This is a genomic window from Arthrobacter sp. P1_B9, from assembly GCF_056406495.1.
Genome location: NZ_JBFUAA010000003.1, coordinates 195,470 through 218,363, shown reverse-complemented (window position 1 = coordinate 218,363; position 22,894 = coordinate 195,470). Strand labels below are relative to the sequence as shown.

The following is a 22,894-nucleotide window of genomic DNA, read 5'->3' as shown; positions in this document are numbered from 1 at the left end:
AATCAACCATTGTCCACCATCTGAACCGGAGCCACCAAGAATCCGGGCCGCGCGCGGGTCCGGCCGTGCATGCTGGGCAGCGGGCCCCGGCCGCGATAACTTGTACCGGTGAGTACAACAGAATTCCTGAACACGGACCCTTTCGACGCCGCCCGCGCCGCCGCCGACTACATCGCTGCAGAGACGGGCGTCGACTCCCATGACGTCGCGCTGGTCCTCGGCTCGGGCTGGGGCGACGCCGCCGAGCTCATCGGCGAGACGACCGCCACCTTGTCCGCCGCCGAAATCCCCGGCTTCTCCGCACCGTCCGTGGTGGGGCACGTGGGCACCATCCGCTCGGTCCTGACCAAAGAGGGCAAGCGCGCCCTGGTACTGGGCGCACGCACGCACTACTACGAGGGCAAGGGCGTCCGAGCCGTGGTGCACGGGGTGCGCACCGCCGCCGCGGCCGGCTGCAAGACCCTCGTGCTGACCAACGGCTGCGGCGGGCTTAACGAGAACTGGACGCCCGGCACGCCGGTGCTCATCAGCGACCACATCAACCTCACCGCCACCTCTCCGTTGGAAGGGGCAACGTTCGTGGACCTGACGGACCTGTACTCCTCCCGGATCCGCGGGCTGGCCCGCGAGGTGGACCCGTCGCTGGACGAGGGCGTCTACGCCCAGTTCACCGGCCCGCACTATGAGACGCCCGCCGAGGTGCAGTACGCCAAGCGGATCGGCGCCGACCTGGTGGGCATGTCCACGGCGCTTGAGGCGATCGCCGGCCGTCACGCCGGCATGGAGGTCTTCGGCATCTCGCTGGTGACCAACCTCGCCGCCGGGATCAGCCCCGTGCCGCTCAGCCACGGGGAAGTCCTCGAGGCCGGCGAGGCCGCCGGCCCGCGGATTTCCAAGCTGCTGGCAGACATCATCGCCAAGCTCTGATCCTGGTTCTGGGCTAGGCCCCGCGACAGGTCCTGGGCCACCCGGCTGCGGCTATTCCGCGGCCAGGTAGTCCAGGACCTTTGCTTTATCCGCCGGGAACCGCCGCTCCATCGAGTCCGCGATCCCGGCGATGCTCTGGCGGGCCAGCGCCTGCCGCCAGGCGAGTTCGGCCTGGCGCATAGTCTGGGAAATCAGGCACGTCCGCGCGAAGTTCTCCTGCCGGTCCGGTTCCGGAACATTTCCGAGGATCGCCTCGCACCGGAACGCCGGGTCCTGGCCCTCCAGCGCCAGCACGATGTCCAGCACGGTGATATTTTCGGGCCGGCGCGCCAAGAGAAAGCCGCCGCGGGGACCCGACACCGAGTCCAGGACGCCGGCGCGGACCAGCGACTGAAACTGCTTGTTGAGATAGGCCGCCGGGAGTTTGTAGAACTCTGCCAGCCGGGCACTGTTCACCGGTTCACCGGGCGGTGTCCATGCCATGTTGACGCAACTGTGCACGGCCCATTCGACACCACGGCCCATCTTCATATTCCAGACGTTACGTGTCCGGAAATTTGGGTGTCAAGGTCCCGCGAAAAGCCTCGAGATGGAACTGAAACCCGAACTCCCGATTGTCTGGGCAGGAATCGCCCACGATTGGCGATAGTTTGGTTCCATGACGTCTTCTGATGCCGAACTCGCCCGCCTCCTGAGCGATGCCCGCGATTGGGCAAGCCAGGACCCGGACCCCGCCACCGCCGCCGCACTCTCCGAACTCGTCCGCCGCGCCGACGGGGGCGTCGCCGCGGCCCGCCAGGAACTGGCCGACAGCTTCAGCGGCACCCTGCAGTTCGGCACCGCTGGACTGCGGGCAGCCCTCGGCCCGGGTCCGAACCGGATGAACCGCGTGGTGGTCCGCCGCGCCGCCGCCGGCTTCACCGCCTTCCTCACCAACGCGGTCGGGCAGGCCTCCCCCGGCACCCGGCCGCGCGCCGTCGTCGGCTATGACGCCCGTTACAACTCCGACATTTTCGCCGAGGAAACCGCGGCGATCCTCACCGCGGCGGGGGTTGAGACCTTCCTGATGCCGGCAGCGCTGCCTACCCCGCTGCTCGCCTACGCGGTGCGGGCGCTGGACTGCGACGGCGGCGTCATGGTTACCGCCAGCCACAACCCGCCGCAGGACAACGGCTACAAGGTGTACCTCGGCCGTCACGCGGTGGAGGAAAGCGGCCGCGGCGCCCAGATCGTGGCACCCTACGACGCCCTGATAGCGGCGAAGATCGACGCCGTCGGCGCCCTGGACTCGATCGTCCTGGCCGCGGACGGGTGGACCGTGCTGGAGCCCTCCATCGCGGCCGACTACCAGCGCGCCGTCGCGGCCCTGGCAGTCCCTGCGCACTTCCCGGCCCGCGGGCTGAAGATCGTCCTGACCCCCATGCACGGTGTGGGCGGGGAAACGGCCGTGGCGGTGCTGAACGCCGCCGGATTCGACGACGTCACGCTCGTCACCGAACAGGCGCAGCCGGATCCGGACTTCCCCACGGTAAACTTCCCGAACCCGGAGGAGCCCGGGGCGCTGGATCTCGCCCTCGAGGCGGCGACGCGCGAGGACGCCGACATCGTGATCGCCAACGATCCCGACGCCGACCGGGCAGCGGTGGCGGCGAAGGATCCTGATACCGGCGCGTGGCGCATGCTGCGCGGCGACGAGGTAGGCGCATTGCTAGGTGCCCACGTCGTGGCGCGGCAGGCCGCCAGTGGCGAAGCACCGGCCGGCGTGTTCGCCAACTCGATCGTGTCCTCCCGGCTGCTGGCGCGAATCGCGGCCGCGGCAGGCTATGCGCACGAGGAAACCCTGACCGGTTTCAAGTGGATTGCCCGGGTGCCGGGGCTGGTCTACGGCTACGAGGAAGCGCTGGGCTACTGCGTTGCTCCGTCGCTGGTGCGCGACAAGGACGGCATTTCGGCTGCGGTCCTCATTGCCGAACTCGCGGCGGCCGCAAAGGCCGAGGGCAAGACGATCTTTGACACCCTGGACGAGCTGTACCTGGTGCACGGGCTGCACGCGAGCGACCAGCTCAGCATCCGGGTGGCGGACCTCGGCCTGCTGGACGCGATGATGAACCGGCTGCGCGTGAGCCCGCCGGAATCGTTTGGCGGCTCCGGCGTCGAGGCCGTCACGGACCTTGCCGAGGGCAGCGAACTCCTCCCGCCCACCGAGGGCCTGCTGTACCTGACCCGGGACCTCAGCCGTGTGATCATCCGCCCCAGCGGTACGGAACCGAAGCTCAAGTGCTACCTGGAAGTCATCCGCAGTGTCGGCTCGGCCGCCGAGCTTCCGGCAGCCCGGGACGAGGCCCGCACGGCCTTGGACGGCGTCCTTGCGGACGTCCGCGAGGCACTGGGCCTCTAGAGCTGCACCTCAATGTACCCGCCCACAATCCGGGTACCGAAGGTGGCGAGGCGGAGTTCCGGGCTGCCGAGGCATTCTCCGGTGCCGAGGTCGTAGACCTCCTTGTGCAACGGAGATGCCACCGTGGGCCGGTCCCCGCGGGATCCGGTGATGCCGCGTGCCATGACGTTCGCCCCGGTGGCCGGGTCCTCCTGCGCGACGGCGAAAACCTCACTGGACAGGGTGCGGAACAGAGCCACCTGGCGGCCCGCAATCAGTGCCGCCTCGCCCCAGGCGGGTTCCAGGTCCGCCACGGCGCACACCCGGTGCCAGCCGGCTGCGGCTTCAGTAATTTGGTCCTCAACGTCGTGTACGGCGGTTTCAAGTACGGCGGTCATCCCGGCCCCTCTCTGATACATCCCTTACGGGCTCAACCGCTGCTGCGGCCACATATTCAAGCTAGGCGCGCGGTGTTTCATCCGGACGCGCCGGATGTGTCCGGCGCGTAAAAGAGAGCTCACACGGCGGGAAATGCATTCGTGATGCAGAAGTTAAGATCACGAAACATAAGGGAAACTGAAGCGAAATTCCGGTTGCCTAGTCTGGGACGACAAGCTGCAGAGCACCGTCTGCGGCCCATGCGAAAGGCCCACCGTGACCGGACACCCCTCAAGCCACCCGAACCAGGGCGCAACCAGCGCCGCCCCGCGCCGTATTGTGGTGGCCGGCGGCGGCCCCGCGGCGCACCGTTTCGCCGATGCCATGCACGCCCGCGGACTCGATGGCTGGCACGTGACCGTCCTCACCGAGGAAGCCCACCTCCCCTATGACCGCGTCGCGCTGAGCAAGGCACTCACCGACAGCGACGTCGACCTCACCCTGGGCAGCGCTTCCATGTGGGACCACACGGCCCTGAACCTCAAGACCGGCGAGCGCGTCACCAGCATCGACGCCGCCGGCAAGACCGTCCGGACCGCGGCGGGAACCATTTATCCCTATGACGAGCTGGTGGTCGCGACGGGCTCGGACGCTGCCCGCCTGCCCATCCCGGGCGCCGAACTCACCCATGTGTACCGCACCCTTGAGGACGTCTGGTCCATCAACAAGGCCATCGCGGACCTCACCGCGAAGCTGGGCCGGAAGGTCAACGCGGTCACGATCGGCGGCGGTCTGCTGGGCCTGGAATCAGCCGCCGGCACCGAACAGCTCGGCGCCACCCCGATCGTCATCAACGGCTCGCCGTGGCTCATGAACACCCAGCTGGACGAGGGCGCCGGGCAGGCGCTCGGCCGGCTGATCGAGGCCAAGGGCTTCACCGTCCACGGCGGGGTGTTCCCCTCCGAGGTCCTCTCCGACGACGACGGCCAGGTCACCGGCGTCCTCATGGCCGACGGCCGGATCATCGACGCCGACATCGTGATCGTCGCGATCGGCGTGCGGCCCCGCGACGAACTGTTCCGGGCGGCGGATGGCCCGGATGGGCAAAAGGGACCGCAGCAGTTCCAGCTCGGCCAGCGCGGCGGCGTCGTCATCTCCGACGACTGTTCCACGGAGGTTCCCGGCATCTGGGCGATCGGCGAGGTCGCCAACTTCGGCGGCATGTGCCTGGGACTCGTGGCCCCGGCCAACACGATGGCCGAAATCGTCGCGGACCGGCTGCACGGCGGCGACGCGACCTTCCCCGGCTTCGACACCGCCACCAAGCTCAAGCTCTCCGGCGTCGACGTCGCCAGCTTCGGTGACGCCTTCGCCCGCACGGAACACGCGCTCGAGATCGTCTACGCCGACCCCGCCCGCGGCGTCTACCAGAAGATCGTCACCACCGACGATGCCAAGACCCTGCTCGGCGGCATCTTCGTCGGCGACGCCTCGCCCTACACCTCCCTGCGCCCCATGCTGGGCCGCGAACTGGCCGCCGAACCCGGCGCCTACCTCACCGCGGCCGGCGGCGGTGACGCCGGGGACGGAGTCTTGGAGATCCAACTGCCGGATGACGCGATCCTGTGTTCCTGCAACAACGTCTCGGCCGGAACCATCCGTGACACCGTCAACGGCTGCGGGAGCTGCGACGGCAACGCGCCGGTCCGGGAACTCGGCGAGCTCAAGGGCTGCACCCGCGCCGGCACCAGCTGCGGTTCCTGCGTGCCGATGCTCAAGAAGCTGCTCGAAACCGAACTGACCAAGTCCGGCGTCGAAGTCTCCAAGGCCCTGTGCGAACACATCGAGCTCTCCCGCCAGGAACTCTTCGACGCCATCCGGGTCCTGGAGCTGACCTCCTTCGAGGAGATCATGGCCAAGTACGGCACCGGCGCCGGCTGCGATATCTGCAAGCCGACCATCGCCAACATCCTCGCCAGCCAGAACAGCGCCTACGTCCTGGACGCCGGCCGCGGCACCCTGCAGGACACCAACGACCGCGCCCTGGCCAACATGCAAAAGGACGGCACCTACTCGGTGGTCCCGCGGATCGCCGGCGGCGAGATCACCCCGAAGAAACTCGGCGTGATCGCCACGGTCGCCGAGCAGTACGGCCTCTACACCAAGATCACCGGCGGGCAGCGGATCGACATGTTCGGCGCCCGGCTGGAGCAGCTGCCCGAAATCTGGAAGGTCCTGGTCGATGCCGGCTTCGAATCCGGCCAGGCCTACGGCAAGAGCCTGCGCACGGTGAAGTCCTGCGTCGGCTCCACCTGGTGCCGCTTCGGGGTCCAGGATTCGGTGGCCATGGCCATCGCGCTCGAGCTGCGCTACCGCGGCCTCCGCAGCCCGCACAAGCTGAAGATGGGCGTCTCCGGCTGCGCCCGCGAATGTGCGGAGGCCCGGGGCAAGGACGTCGGCGTCATCGCCACCGCCGACGGCTGGAACCTGTACGTCGGCGGCAACGGCGGCGCCACTCCGGCGCACGCCCAGCTGCTGGCCAAGGACCTCGACGACGAAACCCTGATCAAGTACATCGACCGCTACTTCATGTACTACATCCGCACGGCCGACCGGCTGCAGCGCACCGCGCGCTGGCAGGAAGAGCTCGACGGCGGCATCAAGCACGTCGAGGACGTGGTGGTCCACGACACCCTGGGCATCGCCGAGGACCTCGAAGCCGCCATGGCCAAGCACGTTGACACCTACGTCGACGAATGGGCCGACACCCTGAAGGATCCCGAACGCCTCCGCCGCTTCCGCTCCTTCGTCAACGCCCCGGACCAGAAAGACGATTCGATCACCTTCGTCTCCGACGAGCGCGGCCAGATGCGCCCCGCGACAGCGGAGGAGAAGGCGCGGGCCGGGAAGCAGCCGGTCCTGATCGGGGCTTCCATTCCGGTCCGGGCCACCACCCCGGGACTGCCTGACGAGAACGAGGTATAGCCATGCAGCTCACCATTGACCTCACCGGACGCGAAGTCCTGGTCACGGGCGCGGACCACGCCGCCCGTCAGGCCGTGCGGCGCTATGAGGCGGCCGGCGCCGTCGTGTTCCGCCTCAGCACCCCGCAGGGCGCCGGCATTGACGGCCCGCTGCCCGAGCGCCCGTTCCTGGTCGCGGCGGTCGACGACGGCCAGCCCGGCTGGGAGGCCCTCCTCGGCCGGTGCCGTGCCACCGGCATCCCGGTGGCGGCCGAGCCCCCGGCCGGCGCGGCGGGCCACGTCACGCTGGTCGGCGGCGGACCCGGGACCACCGAGCTGCTCACGGTCGCCGCCGTCGCCGCGCTGCGCGATGCCGACGTCGTCTTCTACGACCGGCTCGCCCCGTACCAGGACCTGCCGTCCCTGACCACGGCAGAGCTAGTGGATGTGGGCAAGAAGCCCGGCCACCACAAGGTCAGCCAGGCCGACATCGAAAAGCTCATGGTGGAAAGCGCGCTGGCCGGCAACAACGTGGTCCGCCTCAAGGGCGGGGACCCCTATGTGTTCGGCCGCGGCGGCGAGGAAGTCGCGTCCTGCGTCGCGGCCGGGGTTCCGGTCCGCGTCATCTCCGGAGTCACCAGCGCCATCTCGGTTCCGGCCGCCGCCGGCATCCCGGTCACGCACCGCGAAGTCAGCCACATGTTCACGGTTGTTTCAGGCCATGCTCCGCTGACCGAGAACGAACTGACGCACCTCGCCGGGCTCGGCGGAACCATTGTGGTCCTGATGGGCATCGGCACCCTGCACCACCTCGCGGCCGGACTCCGCCGGGCCGGGATGCGGGCCGACATGCCGATGGCGGTGGTCGAACGCGGCTACCGCCCCGGCCAGCGCACCACGATCGCCGAGCTGGGCACCATCACCTCCGCAGCCGCGGGCTGCAGCAACCCCGCCGTCCTGGTGATCGGGGACGTTGTCCGGGTGGCCGAAGCCAACCGGGGCTGTGCCGGTGCCACGGCAGAGCTCGACCGTCTGGCCGCATCACTGATGGAGGCGTAAGGATTCCCATGAGCGCACTGAACGCCGTCGCCGCAGCCCTCCCGGAGCCCGGCGCACCACTGTCCCCCTTGAACCCCGCCCTCGCCTCCGCACTGACCGCCGGCGCGACCGCCGGCGCCCCCGCGCCCGAACCCGCCGAGGACGCGACCGACCGGGACCTTCCCCTGGACGGCTTCCGGATCGGCGTCACCTCGCACCGCCGTTCGCAGGACCTCATCGAGGCCCTGGAACGCCGCGGTGCCGAGGTGCTTCACGCCCCGGCACTGAAGATCGCCCCGGTCCGGGAGGACCAGAGCCTGATCGAGGACACCCGGGCGATCATCGCCGCCCGGCCCGATCTTTGCATCGCGACCACCGCCTACGGCATGCGCCGCTGGTGCGAGGCCGCGGACACGTTTGGCATTGGCGACCAGCTGCTGGAGACCCTCTCCGCCACCCGGATGTTCGTCCGCGGGCCCAAAGCCCGCGGCGCCGTGCGCGCCGCCGGGCTCGCCGACGTCGGAATCAGCAGCGACGAAACCACGTCCACGCTCGTGGACATGCTCCTGGCCGAGGGTGTGCGCGGCAAGACAGTCGCGGTGCAGCTGCACGGCTACACCGATGTCCGCCAGCTCGAGCGCCTGCGCATGTCCGGCGCCACCGTCCTGACGGTCACCCCGTACCGCTGGGTCAAGCCCGACGGCGCCGACCGGCTGCCCAAGCTGATCGAAGCCGCGTGCAGCGGCAACCTGGATGTCCTGACGTTCACCAGCGCGCCCGCCGTGGACGCGATGTGGAGCACGGCGCACGAGATGGGCGTCTACAAACAGCTCGTGGAGAGCCTGAAGACCACCGTGGCGACCGCCGTCGTCGGGCCCATCACCGCGCAGCCGCTGCTCGATGCCGGGCTGCACCCGCTGATCCCGGAACGGTTCCGGATGGGCGCCCTGATCCGGCTGGTCTGCGAGCACCTGGCGCTGAACCACGTCCGCCGGCTCGACACCGTTTCCGGCAGGGTGGAGCTGCGCGGCCGGTCGCTGCGCATCAACGGCGAGCCGGTCGAGATGGCGCCCGCACCGCTGTTGCTGCTGCGCGCGCTCATCGGCGCCGGCGGGGCAGTGCTGTCCCGCGAGGCACTCTCGGACCTGCTGGAGCTGCGCGGTTCCGTGCATGCCCTGGACATGACCGTCAGCCGGCTGCGGTCCGCGCTGCCGGACACCCGGCTGGTGGAAACCGTGGTGAAACGCGGCTACCGGATCAGGGTCTAACCCAACGCGGGGTCACATAGCGCCCATCCCACCGCTATCTATAGGCGCTAAGTGACCCCGCGTTGCTTTGCTGCCGGCCTTCGCGGGGTGTGACCCACGGCATTACCGGCCGGTAAATACTGGCGAACGGGCAGGGCAGAAGCGGCAACACCCGGGAAACACCCCGGAAAAATCGGACGCCTACGCTGGGGTTCATCAAGCACACCGGCCACACGATGGCCACCCAGCGAAAGGGCCAGCACATGTCCGCTCCGGCAATGTCTCCCATCTCCACTTCCTCCCTGACAGGCGCTCCGGCTGCCGCCGCCACCACGGCCGCCCGGCCCAGGATCGTCATCGCCGGCGCCGGCCGGGCCGCCCAGGCGCTCGTCCGGCAGCTCACCCGGACCCCGTTCGCCGGCGCCATCACGGTCCTCAGCAACCGGGACGACGCACCCGAGGAATTGCTGGAGCTCGCCGTCCTGCCCCAGGTATCCGTCCGCTTCGGCCAGCCGGCCAGCTATATCGACGCGGAAAACCGCAGCGTGACCACCGCCGACGGCATGGAGTTCGACTACGACGAGCTCGTCATCGCCACCGGTTCCGCTCCCGCCGAGGCTCCGGTGGAAGGTGCCGCCCGCTGCCTGAGCTATTCCACAATCGACGACGCCGCCGGGCTGGGCGAGGCCGTCAAGGACGTCACCCGGGTCCTGGGCCGCCGCCCCCTGGGCATCCTGGTCGGTACGGGTTCGGCCGCCGGCCAGGCCGAGGCCGTGCTCCGGTCCCGCGGCGTCCGCCCGGTCCGCACCACCGTCCGTCCCGCCGCCGTCGTTCCCACCGCCGCCGGGTCCGCCCTGCCGGCGTCGGGCATCGTCTTCGAGGACGGCTCCAGCATGAACGGTGACCTCGTGATCCTCGCCGAGGAGCGCATCGCCCGCGACGAGCTGGCCGCCACGGCCGGGCTCGCGACCGCTGCCGGCGGCGGGATCGTCATCGGCCAGGACTTCCGCACCTCCGTGCCGGGCATCTGGGCGATCGGTGACGCGGCAGCCTACGACGGCGTCCGGCTGGGGCTGCTCGTGGCCTCCGGTTCCGCGGCGTCGGTGTGCGCTTCCCAGTTGCTTCAGGCCACCATGGGCCGGGCCCTGGCGGCCGCCGCCTGACGTGCCGGGGAGGCCCGGCCGGGGGCATCCGCCGGGCACATTCCTATGGCAAGATGGTTCCCTGATAAGCCGCGCACCACGCGGCGCCGCCAGGGCCCGCAGGCCCACAAGGCCCGGGAAGGGACCGCCGCGTCCCAGGCCCGCCACGAAAGGGACCACCATGAGCCAAGAAGCCGCCACCGGGGGGACGCCCAACATCGCCTCCTACATCGACCACACCCTGCTCAAGCCGGAGGCCAGCGAGGCGGAGATCCTCAAGGTCTGCGCCGAGGCGGCGGAGTACCACTTCAAGTCGGTCTGCGTGAACCCGGTCTGGGTCAAGACCGTCAAGAAAGCGCTCAAGGGATCCGGCGTCCTGACGTGCTCCGTGGTGGGATTCCCGCTGGGCGCCACGCCGAGCGACGTCAAGGCCTTCGAGGCCCGCGGCGCGGTCCTGGACGGTGCCGAAGAAGTGGACATGGTCATCAACATCGCCGCGGCCCGTGCCAATGACAAGGGCGCGCTGGTGGACGACATCGCCGCCGTCGCGGCCGCCGTGCACGAGGGCGGAGCCATCCTGAAGGTCATCATCGAAACGGCACTGCTGGGCGATGACCAGAAGGTGCTCGCCTGTGAGGCCGCGGTGGAAGCCGGGGCGGACTTCGTGAAGACCTCCACGGGCTTCAACGGCGGCGGGGCCACTGCCGAGGACGTCGCTCTCATGCGCCGCGCCGTCGGCCCGGACCTGGGTGTCAAGGCCTCCGGCGGCGTGCGTTCCCTGGCCGATGCTCAGGCTATGATTGCTGCAGGTGCAACACGTATTGGCGCCAGCTCCGGTATCGCGATCGTCAAGGGTGAACAGGGTTCGTCCGCGTACTGACCGTGCCGGCACCGCCCACAGTTTTGAGCCCCCCGGGGCCGAGGAGGAACGAATGTCCAGCAACACCACCCCGTCCCGGCGCGTCGAGAACAGCCTCGGATCCAGCATCGCCCTGTTCGTGCCGATGATGGTCCTGTTCCTCGGTGCGATCTACTCGCTGTCCTTCCTGACGCTGGAAAACACCTGGCCGATGGCCGTCTGCCTGATTCTCTTCGCCGCCGCGTTCTGGATCCCGCAGACCCTGTTGGGACGCTCGGACTCGGCCGGCGAAAACTAGGCCACTCCTGACCCTTAAATGACTGAAGCTCCGGTTCATCCGGAGCTTCCGTCATTTAACCGGTGGCAGTCCTAGCCGGGCACCAGCGCGAACAGGCCCTTGACCAGCCCCGTGCCGAGGGCCAGGGCCGCGGGAAAGTGCGCTTTGGCCACCGCCAGCCCGGCGCCAAACATCCCCACCATGGCGTAGCCGCTTACCGGGATCAGGACGAACCATTCCCGCCGCGAACCCGCCCGGCCCAGCAGCGGGATGGAGAACGCCCCGTTGGCCCTCCAGATGTTCTTCAGCAGCGGCAGTTTCCGCAGGACCTTGGGCGGCTTGATCACCAGTGGCCAGAGCAGCGGCACTCCCCCGGTGGTGATCATGTCCCCCACAATGTGCACCAGCACCCCGGTAAGCATCGAAACCGGCAGCCAGGTCCACTGGTGCGGCGCGAACCACGTCACGAGTCCGGCCATAAGCAGCCCGACGATCCAGTTGCTGATCCAGCCGAATTTCGGGAAGAGTTTCAGTGCCTTCGCGGCGATGTTGATCATGAACATGCACAGCAGGCCGGCTCCGACGGACAGCAGCCCCCACTGGGTCTGCACCTGCCACTGCCCGGCGATCGTGGCCAGCAGCACGAAGAACGCCGCGCCCAGCACCGAATGAGTGCCCTGCCGGTGGCCCCCGCTGGCGTTCTCAATGCCGCGCGCCACCAGGTTGGAAAGCGGCGGCAGCGCGTGCGCCACCGTGCTGGCGCGGTGGTCCCAGTCGCAGACCAGCGCGGTCCCCGCCGTCGCCATCGCGCCGATCACGATTCCGGTGGGATCCAGCGGGTACCAGCCGAGCGCATACGGGCCGGTCGAGGCAATGGCTACCCACGCCGCGGCTCCCGACGCGGCGTGATGTCCTCCCATCATTCTTTTATTTCACCGCCGGTGTGGCAGAGACAGGGGCGTCGGAGAAGATGTTGCGGATCACGCCGTTGGCCCACTCCAGGATCTCGGCGTCCTGCAGGTCCCGGCCGCCGATCCTGGCCGTCTTGGGCTTCGGAACGAGCACGGCGTCCAGAGCCGGCTTCGCCTGCGCGCCGGGGTACATCCGGGTCAGGCGCATGAGCTTGGACTCGGGCAGCTGTGCCGGGGAGAACTTGATGAAGTTGCCCTGCAGCGCGACGTCGGACAATCCGGCCTCGCGGGCGCCCACCCGGAACCGGGCGACGTCGATCAGGTTGGTGGCCGGCAGCGGCAGCTCGCCGTAACGGTCCACGAGCTCCGCGAGGACCTCCTCGATCGCCTCGTAGGTGATGGCGCTGGCGAGTTTGCGGTAAGCCTCCAGGCGCAGCCGTTCGCCCGGCACGTAGTCGTGCGGCAGGTGCGCGTTGACCGGCAGTTCGATCTTCATTTCGGCGGCCTTCTCCTCCGCCTCGCCCCGGTATTCGGCCACGGCCTCGCCGACCAGCCGGATGTAGAGGTCGAAGCCGACGCCTTGGATGTGGCCGGACTGCTCGCCGCCGAGCAGGTTGCCGGCGCCGCGGATCTCCAGGTCCTTCATGGCCAGCTGCATGCCGGCGCCGAGCTCGTTATGCGTCGCGACGGCCTTGAGCCGTTCCAGCGCCACCTCGCCAAGCGGCTTTTCCGAGGGGTAGAGGAAGTAGGCGTAGGCGCGTTCACGGCCGCGTCCCACGCGTCCGCGCAGCTGGTGCAGCTGGGAGAGGCCGTACTTGTCTGCGCCGTCCACGATCAGGGTGTTGGCGTTGGAGATGTCCAGGCCGGTCTCGATGATGGTGGTGCAGACCAGGACGTCGAAGCGCTTTTCCCAGAAGTCCACGATGATCTGTTCCAGCCGGCTCTCGGACATCTGCCCGTGCGCCACCTCCACCCGGGCCTCCGGGACCAGTTCGCGGATCTTCGCCGCGGTGCGGTCGATCGTGGACACCCGGTTGTGGACGAAGAACACCTGGCCTTCGCGCATCAGCTCACGGCGGATCGCGGCGGAAGTCTGCTTGTCCGTGTACGGGCCCACATACGTCAGCACGGGGTGCCGTTCCTCCGGCGGGGTGGCCAGGGTGGAGGTTTCGCGGATGCCGGTCAGGGACATTTCCAGTGTGCGCGGAATCGGGGTGGCGCTCATGGCCAGGACGTCGACGTTGGTGCGCATCTTCTTCAGCGCTTCCTTGTGTTCGACGCCGAAACGCTGCTCCTCGTCCACGATCACCAGGCCGAGGTCCTTGAAGCCGAAGTCCTTGGACAGCAGCCGGTGCGTGCCGATCACGACGTCCACGGAACCGGACTTGACGCCGTCGGCGGTTTCTTTGGCCTCCTTGCCGGTCTGAAAGCGGGACAGCGGCTTGACGACGAGGGGAAAGCCGGAAAACCGCTCGGTGAACGTCTCGTAGTGCTGCTGGGCGAGCAGCGTGGTGGGCACCAGCACGGCGACCTGCTTGCCGTCCTGGACCGCTTTGAACGCGGCCCGGACAGCGATCTCTGTCTTGCCGTAGCCGACGTCGCCCGAGATCAGCCGGTCCATCGGGATCTCCCGCTCCATGTCGGCCTTGACCTCGTTGATGGTGGTCAGCTGGTCCGGGGTCTCCACGTACGGGAAGGCCTCCTCCAGTTCCCGCTGCCACGGGGTGTCCGGGCCGAAGGCGTAGCCGCGGGAGGCCATCCGGGCCGAGTACAGCCGGATCAGCTCGCCGGCGATCTCCTTGACCGCCTTGCGGGCCTTGGACTTGGTGCTCGCCCAGTCCGCGCCGCCCATCTTGCTCAGCGCCGGAGTGTCGCCGCCCACGTACCGGGTGACCTGGTCCAGCTGGTCGGTGGGCACGAAGAGCCGGTCGCCCGGGGCTCCGCGCTTGGACGGGGCGTACTCCAGGACCAGGTATTCGCGCACGCCCTCACCGCCACCGGCAACCTTGCGCTGGATCAGTTCCACGAACCGGCCGATGCCGTGCTGTTCGTGCACCACGGAGTCCCCGGCCACGAGCTGCAGCGGATCCACGGCATTCCGCCGCTTGGACGGCATCCGGCGCATGTCCTTCGTGGAACCGGCAGAGGTCCGGCCCAGCAGGTCAGCCTCGGTCAGCAGCGCCAGCTTGAGCGGATCCAGGACAAAACCGCGGCCGACGGCGGCGGTGGTCACCTCGATCAGCCCGGCCTGCGGATCGGCCTCGAGCGTGTCAACCCGCGCGCACGGGATGTCGTTGTCGTGGAAGAGTTCGGCGAGGCGCTGCGCCGGGCCCGGGCCCTCGGTGACCACGACGATCCGCCACTGGTCCCGGACGCGGGAGCCGATGAAGTCCATCATTTCCGCCACGTCGCCCTGGTAGCCGCGGGGTTCCCGGGCGTGCAGGTTCAGCACGTCGACGTCGGGCAGCAGCTCCTCGTCGCTGGCCAGCGAGGTGATGGACCACCAGGAGACGCCGTGCTCGAGGGCCGCGGTGCGGGTTTCGGTCAGCGAGCGGAAGCTGGCCGAGTGCAGCGCTTCGGACGCCGCAGAGGTCAGATCAAGAGGTGCGGTGCCGCCGTCGGACGCCGTGGACCAGGCGGCCTCGAGGAATTCCTCGTTCGTGGCGGCGAGGTCGTGGGCCCGGGTGCGGACCTTCTCCGGCTCGATCACCACCGCGATGGAACCCGCCGGGAGCTGGTCCAGGAACGGCACCATGGCGTCCACCAGCACGGGGGCCAGCGATTCCATGCCCTCGACGGCGATGCCGCCGGCGATTTTCTCCAGCATGTCCGCGGCGGCCGGGAGCTGGGACTTCAGGGTCGCGGCGCGGGACATGACGGAGGGTGTGATCAGGATTTCGCGGCACGGCGGGGCATGGAGTTCGGTGGGATGGTGCAGGCCGGGCGCGGTCAGCGAGCGCTGGTCGGCGACGGCGAACCAGCGCATCTGGTCCACCTCGTCACCAAAGAACTCGACCCGGATGGGGTGGTCCTCGGTGGGCGGGAAGACGTCCAGCATGCCGCCGCGGACGGCGAATTCGCCGCGGCGGGTCACCATGTCCACCCGGGCGTAGGCGGCGTCGGCCAGGCTCTTGACGACACCGCTGAAGGGGGCCTCCTGGCCGACTTTCAGGGTGACCGGCACCAGTTCGCCGAGTCCGGCGACGATCGGCTGCACGACGGCGCGGACGGGGGCTACCACCACGCGCAGCGCACCGGCGGTGGACGATTCGGGGTGCGCGAGCCGCCGCAGCACAGACAGCCGCCGGCCCACGGTGTCCGAGCGCGGGGAGAGCCGCTCATGCGGCAGCGTCTCCCAGCTGGGGAACTCCGCGATCGTCTCGGCCGGCAGGAAGGCGCGCAGGGCCTCGGTCAGGTCCTCAGCCTCGCGGCCGGTCGCGGTGACGGCCAGGACCACGGGCACTCCCCGGCCAGCCCCTGCAGAGCCGGTTTCGTTTCCCGCCAGGGTCGCGAGTCCGTCCGCCATTTCTGCGAGCAGCGTGGACCGCATTCCGGCCGGGGCGCTGATCTGGTAATCCTCGCTGCGGGCGGCGAACCCGCGGGCGGCCTCGGCCTGGATCCGGGCGTAGTTCCGGTCTTCGGCGAGGACACGGCGCAAACCGGTGAGAGAGGGGCCGTTGAGGCTCATAGCTGTTGCTCCTGATGGGATCACGGGGTGCAGGCAACACGAATAGCCGAAATTCGCGAGAATCCCGGGCCCTCCAAGCCTACCGCGGAGCCTCGGGGCCCGCCGACGGGCCCGGCCGGTGAGGCCTGCCCGGGGCGCCGCCGACGGGGCTAGGCTGGCTTCAGGAGCGGGCGGCCCATCCAACGCGGGCCGCGCACCGAATCGCTTGGTAGGCCACCCGCCAACTGCTGGCTGACAAGGAGTCACCATGAACGCCACAACCGCAACCCCCGAACCCGCTGGAACCCCTGCTCCAGCCCCGCAGGCAGCCACCGCGAAGGCCGCATCCCCTAAGACCGTGCTCGTCACCGGGGCCACCGGCTACATCGGCGGCCGGCTTGTCCCCCGGCTCCTGGAAGCCGGGCACCGGGTCAAAGTCGTGGTCCGCACCCCGGCCAAGATCGCCGGCGTGCCCTGGCTGGACGACGTCGAGGTGATCCACAGCAGCCTCGACGACGGGGACGCCCTGCAGACGGCGCTCGACGGCGTCGACGTCCTGTACTACCTGGTCCATTCCATGGCGGCCGGGGCCGGCTTCGAGGCCAAGGAAAAGACGATGGCCGGGACGGCCGCCCGGGCCGCGGCGGCCGCCGGTGTGGACAGGATCGTTTACCTCGGCGGCCTGCACCCGGCCGGGGCCGAACTGTCCACCCACATGCGCTCCCGCGAGGCGGTGGGCAAGGTGTTCCTGGACAGCCCGGTGGACGCGGTGGTGTTCCAGGCCGGCGTCGTGATCGGCTCGGGTTCGGCGTCGTTCGAAATGATCCGGCATTTGTCCGAGACGCTGCCGCTGATGCCCGCCCCGAGCTGGGTGCGCAACAAGATCGAGGCGATCGCGGTCCGTGACGTCCTGTACTACCTCGTGGCGGCAGCGTCGCTGGAAGGACCCATCAACCGGACCTTCGACATCGGCTGCCGCCAGGTGCTCAGTTACGCCGGAATGATGCAGGAATACGCCGCAGAGGCCCGCCTGCCGCACCGGGTGGTGCTGGCGCTGCCGGTGCCGGCCCCCAAACTGGCCGGTCTGTGGGTGGCACTGACCACCCCCATCCCGCTCTCCATGTCCCTGCCGCTCGTCGAATCACTCCAGCACGACGCCGTCGCCGCCGAGCACGACATCGACGCGTACATCCCTGCGCCGGAGGGCGGCCTGACCCCCTACCGGCGGGCCGTGGCCCTCGCCCTGGGCAAGGAACGCGACGGCCAGGTGGAGACCACGTGGGCCAGCGCCGGCGTCGACGCCGATCCCCTGCCGAGCGACCCGGACTGGTCCGGACACGCCGTGTACGTGGACGAGCGAAGCTTCCAAAGCGACGTGGACCCCAAGTATGTGTGGACCGTCATCGAAGGAATCGGCGGCCGGAACGGCTGGTACTCCCTGCCACTGGCCTGGCAGGTGCGCGGCTGGCTGGACAAGCTCACCGGCGGGGCGGGGCTGCTGCGCGGCCGCCGGCACCCGCACCTGCTGGCCGAGGGCGAGGTGGTGGACTGGTGGCGGGTCGAGCGGATCGACCGTGGCCGGCTGCTGCGGCTGCGGGCCGAAATGCGGGCCCCGGGCCGGGCCTGGCTCGAACTTTCCGTGGAGCCGGAGGGGACGGGCAGCCGCTACCGCCAGCGCGCCATCTTCTTCCCCAAGGGCCTCAGCGGCCGCCTCTACTGGCTCGCAGTGCTGCCGTTCCACAGCGTCATTTTTCCCGCCATGTCGCGGAATATCACCGCCGCCGCCCGGGATCTGGAAAACCTCGAATCGGAGCCAGCCCGGCACACCACGTAGGATGTTGGAGCCCGAAACGTCCACTTCCACATCACGGAGGACCCCCTATGGCCCTGAGTGCATCCACCACCGTTCCGCACAGCGTCGACCGCGTTACCGCGGTTTTCGTCAATGAAGACTTCCTGCGCCACACGAGCGAACTCGTCGGCGGCACCCTGGAATCCTTCGCCATCGACGGTGACACCGCCGGCGCTTTCAACACCACCACCGTGCGGACCATCCCCACCACCCGGATGCCCGACATTGCCCGGAAATTTGTTGGCGAAAGCCTGAAGGTGACGCAGCTGGAGGCCTGGGAGGCCCCCGCCGCCGACGGCTCCCGGCAGAGCAAGATCTCCCTGAAGGTCTCCGGCGCCCCGCTGGACGTGAAGGCTGTCCAGCGTCTCGTGTCCGACGGCGGCAGCACCCGGATCGAGCTCGAGGGCGACGTGACCTCCTCGGTGCCGTTCCTTGGCGGCAAGATCGCCGACGCCGCAGAACCGATGGTCGGAAAGGCCCTGAACCTGCAGTCCCAGCAGGCCCAGGCCTGGCTCGAAAGCCACTGACCCCGTGGAACTGCCCGCGGTACTCGCCGTCGTCCTGATAGTCGCCGGCGTCTGGTCCCTTGTTGTCTGGCCGCAGTTCCTGCGCCGGGTCATGAAGGATCCGCGTGCCCGCGACGCCAACGGCAAGGCCACGCGCTTCCTGACCGTCCATGTGGTCCTGGTCAGCATCTCCATGCTGCTGGGGGCCGCGACGGCGGCGATTGGCGTGGCCGGGCTGCTCAGCTAGCATCCGGCACACCGGCGGCGGCACGCGCACCCTGCGCCTGCCGCCGCCGGCCGCTAGAATCAGCAAAAAGGTGGACCGCTGAAAGGGGACGCCAGTTGCTACCCCGCCGCGTCGCCATCTGGGGCCTGTGCGCCTGCGTTCCGGTCCTCGGCCTGATTGCCTTCTGGCCGGTGCCCGTTGACCGGGGCGCGGCCACCTACCTCATGCGGTGGCTCCGGCAACTGCACAGCTGGGGCGTCCCTCCCTGGTTCGACTACGGGGTGGTGGAATTTTCCTCAAACGTGATCCTGTTTATTCCGCTGGGCGCCCTGGTCGCCATCATCCTGGGCCTGCGGCTCTGGTGGGGCGGGGCCGTTGCCGGGTTCATCCTCTCCGTCGTGATCGAACTCGGCCAGATGGCGTTCCTGCCGGCGCGCTTTCCGTCCGTCGCCGACGTCGCCGCAAACACGATCGGCGCCATGGCCGGCGCGCTCGTGGCCAGGCTGTTCATGGCACGCCGTGAGGCTGTGCGATCCCGACGTCCACCACGTACCCTGTGAACAGGGCCCGACGGGAGGAAATCGGAACTATGCGGATCTCGGTTATTGGTTGCGGTTACCTGGGCGCGGTCCATGCCGCATGCATGGCCAAGCTGGGTCACGACGTCGTCGGAATCGACGTCGACGAACACAAGGTGGCACAGCTTTCAGCAGGCCACGCCCCCTTTTACGAACCCGTGCTCGACGAACTCTTGTCCCAACTTGAGGAATCGGGCCGGCTGCGGTTCACCACCGACATGGCGGCCGCCCGCGGCGCCGAGGTCCACTTCATCTGCGTCGGAACGCCGCAGAAACGCGGCGAAAACGGCGCCGACCTGCGCTATGTTGACGCCGCCGTCGCCTCGCTCGCTGAATACGTCTCCCCCGGCGACGTCGTCGCCGGCAAATCCACGGTGCCTGTGGGAACCGCCGCGGGCCTGGCCGAGGTGCTGGCGGAGGCAGAGCCCGGCGCCTCGCTGGTCTGGAATCCCGAGTTCCTGCGCGAAGGCCATGCCGTGACAGACACCCTGAACCCGGACCGGTTCGTCTACGGCACGCCGGACGGCAGCGAAGACCATCCCGCGGTGGCCGTCCTCGACAGGGTCTACGAGACTCCCCTGGCAGGCGGGACACCCCGGCTGGTGACGGACTACGCCACGGCAGAACTGGTGAAGACGGCAGCCAACTCGTTCCTCGCGACCAAGATCTCCTTCATCAACGCCATGGCCGAGGTCTGCGAAGCCACCGGCGCCGACGTCACCCGGCTGGCCGATGCGATCGGGCTCGACGAGCGGATCGGGCGGAAGTTCCTGAACGCAGGCATCGGATTCGGCGGCGGGTGCCTGCCCAAGGACATCCGTGCCTTCATGGCCCGCGCCGGCGAGCTGGGGGCGGACCAGGCTCTGACCTTCCTGCGGGAAGTGGATGCGATTAACATGCGGCGCCGGACCCGGGTGGTGGAGCTGACACGCGAACTGTGCGGCGGGTCCCTGTTGGGCCAGCGGGTCGCAGTCCTGGGCGCGGCGTTCAAGCCCGAAAGCGACGACGTCCGGGACTCCCCCGCGTTGAGCGCCGCCGCGCAGCTGCAGCTGCAGGGCGCCGTGGTGACGGTCACCGATCCCCAGGCCCTGCCCAATGCCGCCAAGCGCTTCCCCGAACTCCAGCTGGAACCGGACCTGGAGACGACGCTGCACCGGGCCGATGCCGTGCTGCTGCTGACCGAGTGGCAGGCGTACCGGGAGCTGGATCCGCACGCCGCCAAAGCGCTCGTGTCCGCGCCGCGCATCCTGGACGGCCGCAACGTCCTGGACCCTGCCAAGTGGCGGGCGGCCGGCTGGACCTACAAGGGCCTGGGCCGGCCCTGATGTGTTGCCGTCAGGCCGTCAGCGCCTGGCCGAGGGCGTCCTCCGCGGCCACCCAGGAGAGCATGGCGCATTTGACCCGGGCAGCATAACGGGACACGCCCTCAAACGCCGCGGCGTCGCCCAGCACCTCCGGGTCGGCCGGCACCTTCCCGCGCGAGCGCAGCACCTCGCGGAAGCTGTCAATGACGGCGCTGAGTTCCTCGACTGTCATGCCCTCGGCGAGGTCTGTCAGCACGGACGCCGAGGCCATCGAGATCGAGCAGCCGTCGCCGTCCCAGCGCAGCTCACTGACCTTCCCGCCGGCAACGGACACCCGGACCGTGATTTCGTCGCCGCAGGTCGGATTCAGCTGGTGGGACTGGCCGCAGCTGGCCTCCTTGGGCGCGTCCGCGGCGGCGAGGCCGCTGCCGTGCCGGGCCTTGGCATGTTCGAGGATGATCTGCTGGTAAAGCTGGTCAAGACTCATGGATGTCCGTCCTAGGCTTGGAAGTAGGCACGGACATCGGCGACCGCGTTCAGGAACGCGTCCACATCGTCCGTGGTGTTGTAAAGGTACGTACTGGCGCGCGTCGTCGCCGTCAGCCCGAGCCGGCGGTGCAGGGGCTGGGCACAGTGGTGGCCGACCCGCACGGCGATGCCGCGGCTGTCCAGGAACTGGCCGACGTCGTGCGCGTGGACGCCAGCGACGTCGAATGCCGCCAGGCCAATCCGCTCCTGCCCGGCCGCCGGACCCAGCACCCGGATCCCGGGGATGGACTCCAAGCCGCGCACGAGGCGCTGGCCGAGTTCGGCTTCCCAGGCGTGGATGCGGTCCATCCCGGTTTCGCTGAGGTAATTTACCGCCGCGGAGAGTGCCACGGCCTGCGAAATGCGTTGGGTGCCGGCTTCGAAGCGTTGCGGGCTGGGCAGGAAACCCGCCCGTTCCATCGTGACGGTGGTGATCATGGAGCCGCCGGTCAGGAACGGCGGCATCGCGTTGAGCAGTTCCGAGCGGCCATAGAGGGCGCCGATGCCGGTGGGGGCAAGCATCTTGTGGCCGGAGAACACCGCGAAGTCGACGTCGAGCGCCTTCACGTCCAGGGGCAGGTGCGGTGCGGACTGGCAGGCGTCGAGCACCGCGAGGGCTCCCGCGGACCGGGCCAGGGCCACCAGGGCGGCCACCGGGTTGATGGTGCCGAGGACGTTTGACGCGTGCGTGAACGCCAGGACGCGGGTGCGCGGGCCGATGATGCCGGCAGCGGCCTCCAGGTCAAGGGCGCCGGCGTCGTCGATCGGGATGAACTTCACGACGGCGCCGGTCCGGGCCGCCAGCTCCTGCCAGGGGATCAGGTTGGCGTGGTGCTCCATCTCCGTGACCACGAGCTCGTCGCCCGGGGCCAGGGCGAACCGGGCCGCTTCGGGTCCGGCGCCCGGCAGGGAAGCGTTGAGGAAGGAGTAGGTGAGCAGGTTCAGGCCCTCCGTGGCGTTGGAGGTCCAGATCAGCTCATCCCACTCCGCCCCGACGAAGTCCGCCACCGTTTCCCGGGCGTTTTCGAACGCCTCGGTGGCCTCGACGGCGAGGTGGTGTGCCCCACGGTGGACCGCGGAGTTCCGCTGCTCATAGAATTCCTGCTCGGCCTCGAGCACGCTGAGCGGGTTCTGCGAGGTGGCACCGGAGTCCAGGTAGACGAGCGGCCTGCCGTTGACGTGCTGCTGCAGGATTGGGAAGTCGTTGCGGATCCTCAGGACCTCCTCGTTTCCGAGCGCGGCGGCAGAGCGGCGGAGATGGGCTGGGGTGGCAACCATGGCGGAGACTCCTGGATCGGCGTTCGCTGCGGCGTACACCGCGCCGGCCGGGCGGCCAGCGTGCAAAATACGTCACACAGATTAAACCTAATTATCCCACGTTCCTGCAGCCCTCCTGCGCGCCCACCGCGCGCCCACCGCGCGGCCACCGCGCGGACCCGCACACCGCGGAACCCGGGCGGAGGTCCGCGCCCCGTTAGCCGGCTCCGGCGGCCATCGGCTCCCGCGGCGGTGCCCTTCGGCGGCCAAGACCCGGACCGCGACAGGAGCATTGCCCAAGGGCAGCCGCAATCAACCCCCAGCCAAGCGGGTTGGGCTGGTGCTGCCCCAAAATGGCAGACGACAACTGATAGCGGCCGCGGCGATGATCGCAGGGGCCGCGGGTGTGCGTCGCCTGGACCCATTGGCGGGAGCCGTGGGCCGACGGGATCCAGCAGCGGCATCCAAAGCGACATCCAACAGGGGCATCCAGCAGCGGCATCCAACAGGGGCGCCGGAACATCCGGCCGGCTCTCACTGCTACGGCGCAAGGCCTGCGCGGCGCAAGGCTCGCCCGACATGCCGGCGCGTGACGCCAGGGCCGGCGAGGGCTCGCACACAAGACGTCGTCACGCGCCGCTACCCCCTGCGGCGATGCCCGACGGAGCCGGTGTCCGGGCCGCGCTTCTCGATGGCGCGGACCCGCGTGTAGACCGATTAAGGGAGCCGGCGGCGGCTGGGGGGAGAGCCTCGGTCTCAGAAGGCTCTGACGCCGCCGGCTCCGACCTTGGCGCGCGGCTGCCTGTTGAGGCACCGCACGATTCCAATGAAGGAGTTAGTGGGAAAGATTACGGCCC

The 22,894-nt window shown here is 69.2% G+C and carries 19 protein-coding genes; 13 read left to right on the top strand and 6 right to left on the bottom strand.

Annotated features, from left to right (window positions below; translation table 11 throughout):
• Window positions 1-108 precede the first annotated feature (108 nt).
• On the top strand, window positions 109-927 hold the full coding sequence (locus AC1D1A_RS05945) for a purine-nucleoside phosphorylase (RefSeq protein WP_028278355.1): 819 nt from the start codon (window positions 109-111) through the stop codon (window positions 925-927).
• Between the two features lie 51 nt (window positions 928-978).
• Here AC1D1A_RS05945 and AC1D1A_RS05940 read toward each other — a convergent pair whose 3' ends face one another.
• Window positions 979-1,458 (bottom strand): RrF2 family transcriptional regulator, encoded by a 480-nt coding sequence (locus AC1D1A_RS05940; protein ID WP_028278356.1) that lies wholly within the window; start codon window positions 1,456-1,458, stop codon window positions 979-981.
• Between the two features lie 127 nt (window positions 1,459-1,585).
• Between AC1D1A_RS05940 and AC1D1A_RS05935 the strand changes: the two genes are divergently transcribed.
• On the top strand, window positions 1,586-3,325 hold the full coding sequence (locus AC1D1A_RS05935) for a phospho-sugar mutase (RefSeq protein WP_476947330.1): 1,740 nt from the start codon (window positions 1,586-1,588) through the stop codon (window positions 3,323-3,325).
• On the opposite strand, the gene nirD is transcribed toward AC1D1A_RS05935, so the two are convergent.
• Complete coding sequence (gene nirD, locus AC1D1A_RS05930; RefSeq protein WP_476931518.1) at window positions 3,322-3,702, bottom strand: nitrite reductase small subunit NirD; 381 nt, start codon at window positions 3,700-3,702, stop codon at window positions 3,322-3,324. The genes AC1D1A_RS05935 and nirD overlap by 4 nt on opposite strands.
• A 256-nt stretch (window positions 3,703-3,958) precedes the next feature.
• On the opposite strand from nirD, the gene nirB reads away from it, so the two are divergent.
• The 6 genes from nirB (at window position 3,959) to AC1D1A_RS05900 (ending at window position 11,229) form a co-directional block, all read left to right on the top strand.
• Window positions 3,959-6,667 carry a nitrite reductase large subunit NirB gene (gene nirB / locus AC1D1A_RS05925; RefSeq protein WP_476947329.1) on the top strand — a complete coding sequence of 903 codons (2,709 nt, stop codon included), beginning with the start codon at window positions 3,959-3,961 and terminating at the stop codon, window positions 6,665-6,667.
• 2 nt (window positions 6,668-6,669) lie between these two features.
• Entirely contained in the window at window positions 6,670-7,704 is a 1,035-nt protein-coding gene (cobA, locus tag AC1D1A_RS05920; RefSeq protein WP_476947328.1) for a uroporphyrinogen-III C-methyltransferase, read from the top strand.
• Window positions 7,705-7,796: 92 nt separating this feature from the next.
• Window positions 7,797-8,951 carry a uroporphyrinogen-III synthase gene (locus tag AC1D1A_RS05915; RefSeq protein ID WP_476856642.1) on the top strand — a complete coding sequence of 385 codons (1,155 nt, stop codon included), beginning with the start codon at window positions 7,797-7,799 and terminating at the stop codon, window positions 8,949-8,951.
• Between the two features lie 242 nt (window positions 8,952-9,193).
• The gene (locus AC1D1A_RS05910) at window positions 9,194-10,093 is read left to right on the top strand and encodes an FAD-dependent oxidoreductase (RefSeq protein WP_476871277.1); all 900 of its coding nucleotides are present in this window, start codon (window positions 9,194-9,196) and stop codon (window positions 10,091-10,093) included.
• A 160-nt stretch (window positions 10,094-10,253) separates the two neighbouring features.
• Window positions 10,254-10,952 carry a deoxyribose-phosphate aldolase gene (gene deoC, locus AC1D1A_RS05905; protein WP_476849037.1) on the top strand — a complete coding sequence of 233 codons (699 nt, stop codon included), beginning with the start codon at window positions 10,254-10,256 and terminating at the stop codon, window positions 10,950-10,952.
• Window positions 10,953-11,004: 52 nt separating this feature from the next.
• On the top strand, window positions 11,005-11,229 hold the full coding sequence (locus AC1D1A_RS05900; RefSeq protein ID WP_230010712.1) for a hypothetical protein: 225 nt from the start codon (window positions 11,005-11,007) through the stop codon (window positions 11,227-11,229).
• Between the two features lie 71 nt (window positions 11,230-11,300).
• Here the strand turns inward: AC1D1A_RS05900 and AC1D1A_RS05895 are convergent, their stop codons facing one another.
• Both AC1D1A_RS05895 and mfd read right to left on the bottom strand, forming a co-directional pair.
• Entirely contained in the window at window positions 11,301-12,131 is an 831-nt protein-coding gene (locus AC1D1A_RS05895; protein WP_018774647.1) for a metal-dependent hydrolase, read from the bottom strand.
• A 4-nt stretch (window positions 12,132-12,135) separates the two neighbouring features.
• Window positions 12,136-15,807, bottom strand: a complete 3,672-nt coding sequence (gene mfd, locus AC1D1A_RS05890; RefSeq protein ID WP_476947327.1) for a transcription-repair coupling factor — start codon at window positions 15,805-15,807, stop codon at window positions 12,136-12,138.
• A 247-nt stretch (window positions 15,808-16,054) separates the two neighbouring features.
• On the opposite strand from mfd, the gene AC1D1A_RS05885 reads away from it, so the two are divergent.
• The 5 genes from AC1D1A_RS05885 to AC1D1A_RS05865 all read left to right on the top strand — a co-directional run bounded on the left by AC1D1A_RS05885 (window position 16,055) and on the right by AC1D1A_RS05865 (window position 20,273).
• Window positions 16,055-17,620: an SDR family oxidoreductase gene (locus tag AC1D1A_RS05885; protein WP_476887163.1), complete on the top strand. Its 1,566-nt coding sequence runs from the start codon at window positions 16,055-16,057 to the stop codon at window positions 17,618-17,620.
• Between the two features lie 47 nt (window positions 17,621-17,667).
• Window positions 17,668-18,165, top strand: a complete 498-nt coding sequence (locus tag AC1D1A_RS05880; RefSeq protein ID WP_223914131.1) for a DUF2505 domain-containing protein — start codon at window positions 17,668-17,670, stop codon at window positions 18,163-18,165.
• Window positions 18,166-18,169: 4 nt separating this feature from the next.
• Window positions 18,170-18,391, top strand: coding sequence for an SCO4848 family membrane protein (locus AC1D1A_RS05875; RefSeq protein WP_018774651.1), 222 nt, complete (start codon window positions 18,170-18,172; stop codon window positions 18,389-18,391).
• Window positions 18,392-18,486: 95 nt separating this feature from the next.
• The gene (locus AC1D1A_RS05870) at window positions 18,487-18,930 is read left to right on the top strand and encodes a VanZ family protein (protein WP_230009621.1); all 444 of its coding nucleotides are present in this window, start codon (window positions 18,487-18,489) and stop codon (window positions 18,928-18,930) included.
• 29 nt (window positions 18,931-18,959) lie between these two features.
• Window positions 18,960-20,273: a UDP-glucose dehydrogenase family protein gene (locus AC1D1A_RS05865; RefSeq protein WP_476856545.1), complete on the top strand. Its 1,314-nt coding sequence runs from the start codon at window positions 18,960-18,962 to the stop codon at window positions 20,271-20,273.
• Between the two features lie 10 nt (window positions 20,274-20,283).
• On the opposite strand, the gene sufU is transcribed toward AC1D1A_RS05865, so the two are convergent.
• Window positions 20,284-20,739: a Fe-S cluster assembly sulfur transfer protein SufU gene (sufU, locus tag AC1D1A_RS05860; RefSeq protein WP_230009833.1), complete on the bottom strand. Its 456-nt coding sequence runs from the start codon at window positions 20,737-20,739 to the stop codon at window positions 20,284-20,286.
• 11 nt (window positions 20,740-20,750) lie between these two features.
• Complete coding sequence (locus AC1D1A_RS05855) at window positions 20,751-22,058, bottom strand: SufS family cysteine desulfurase (protein ID WP_476947326.1); 1,308 nt, start codon at window positions 22,056-22,058, stop codon at window positions 20,751-20,753.
• Window positions 22,059-22,894 lie beyond the last annotated feature (836 nt).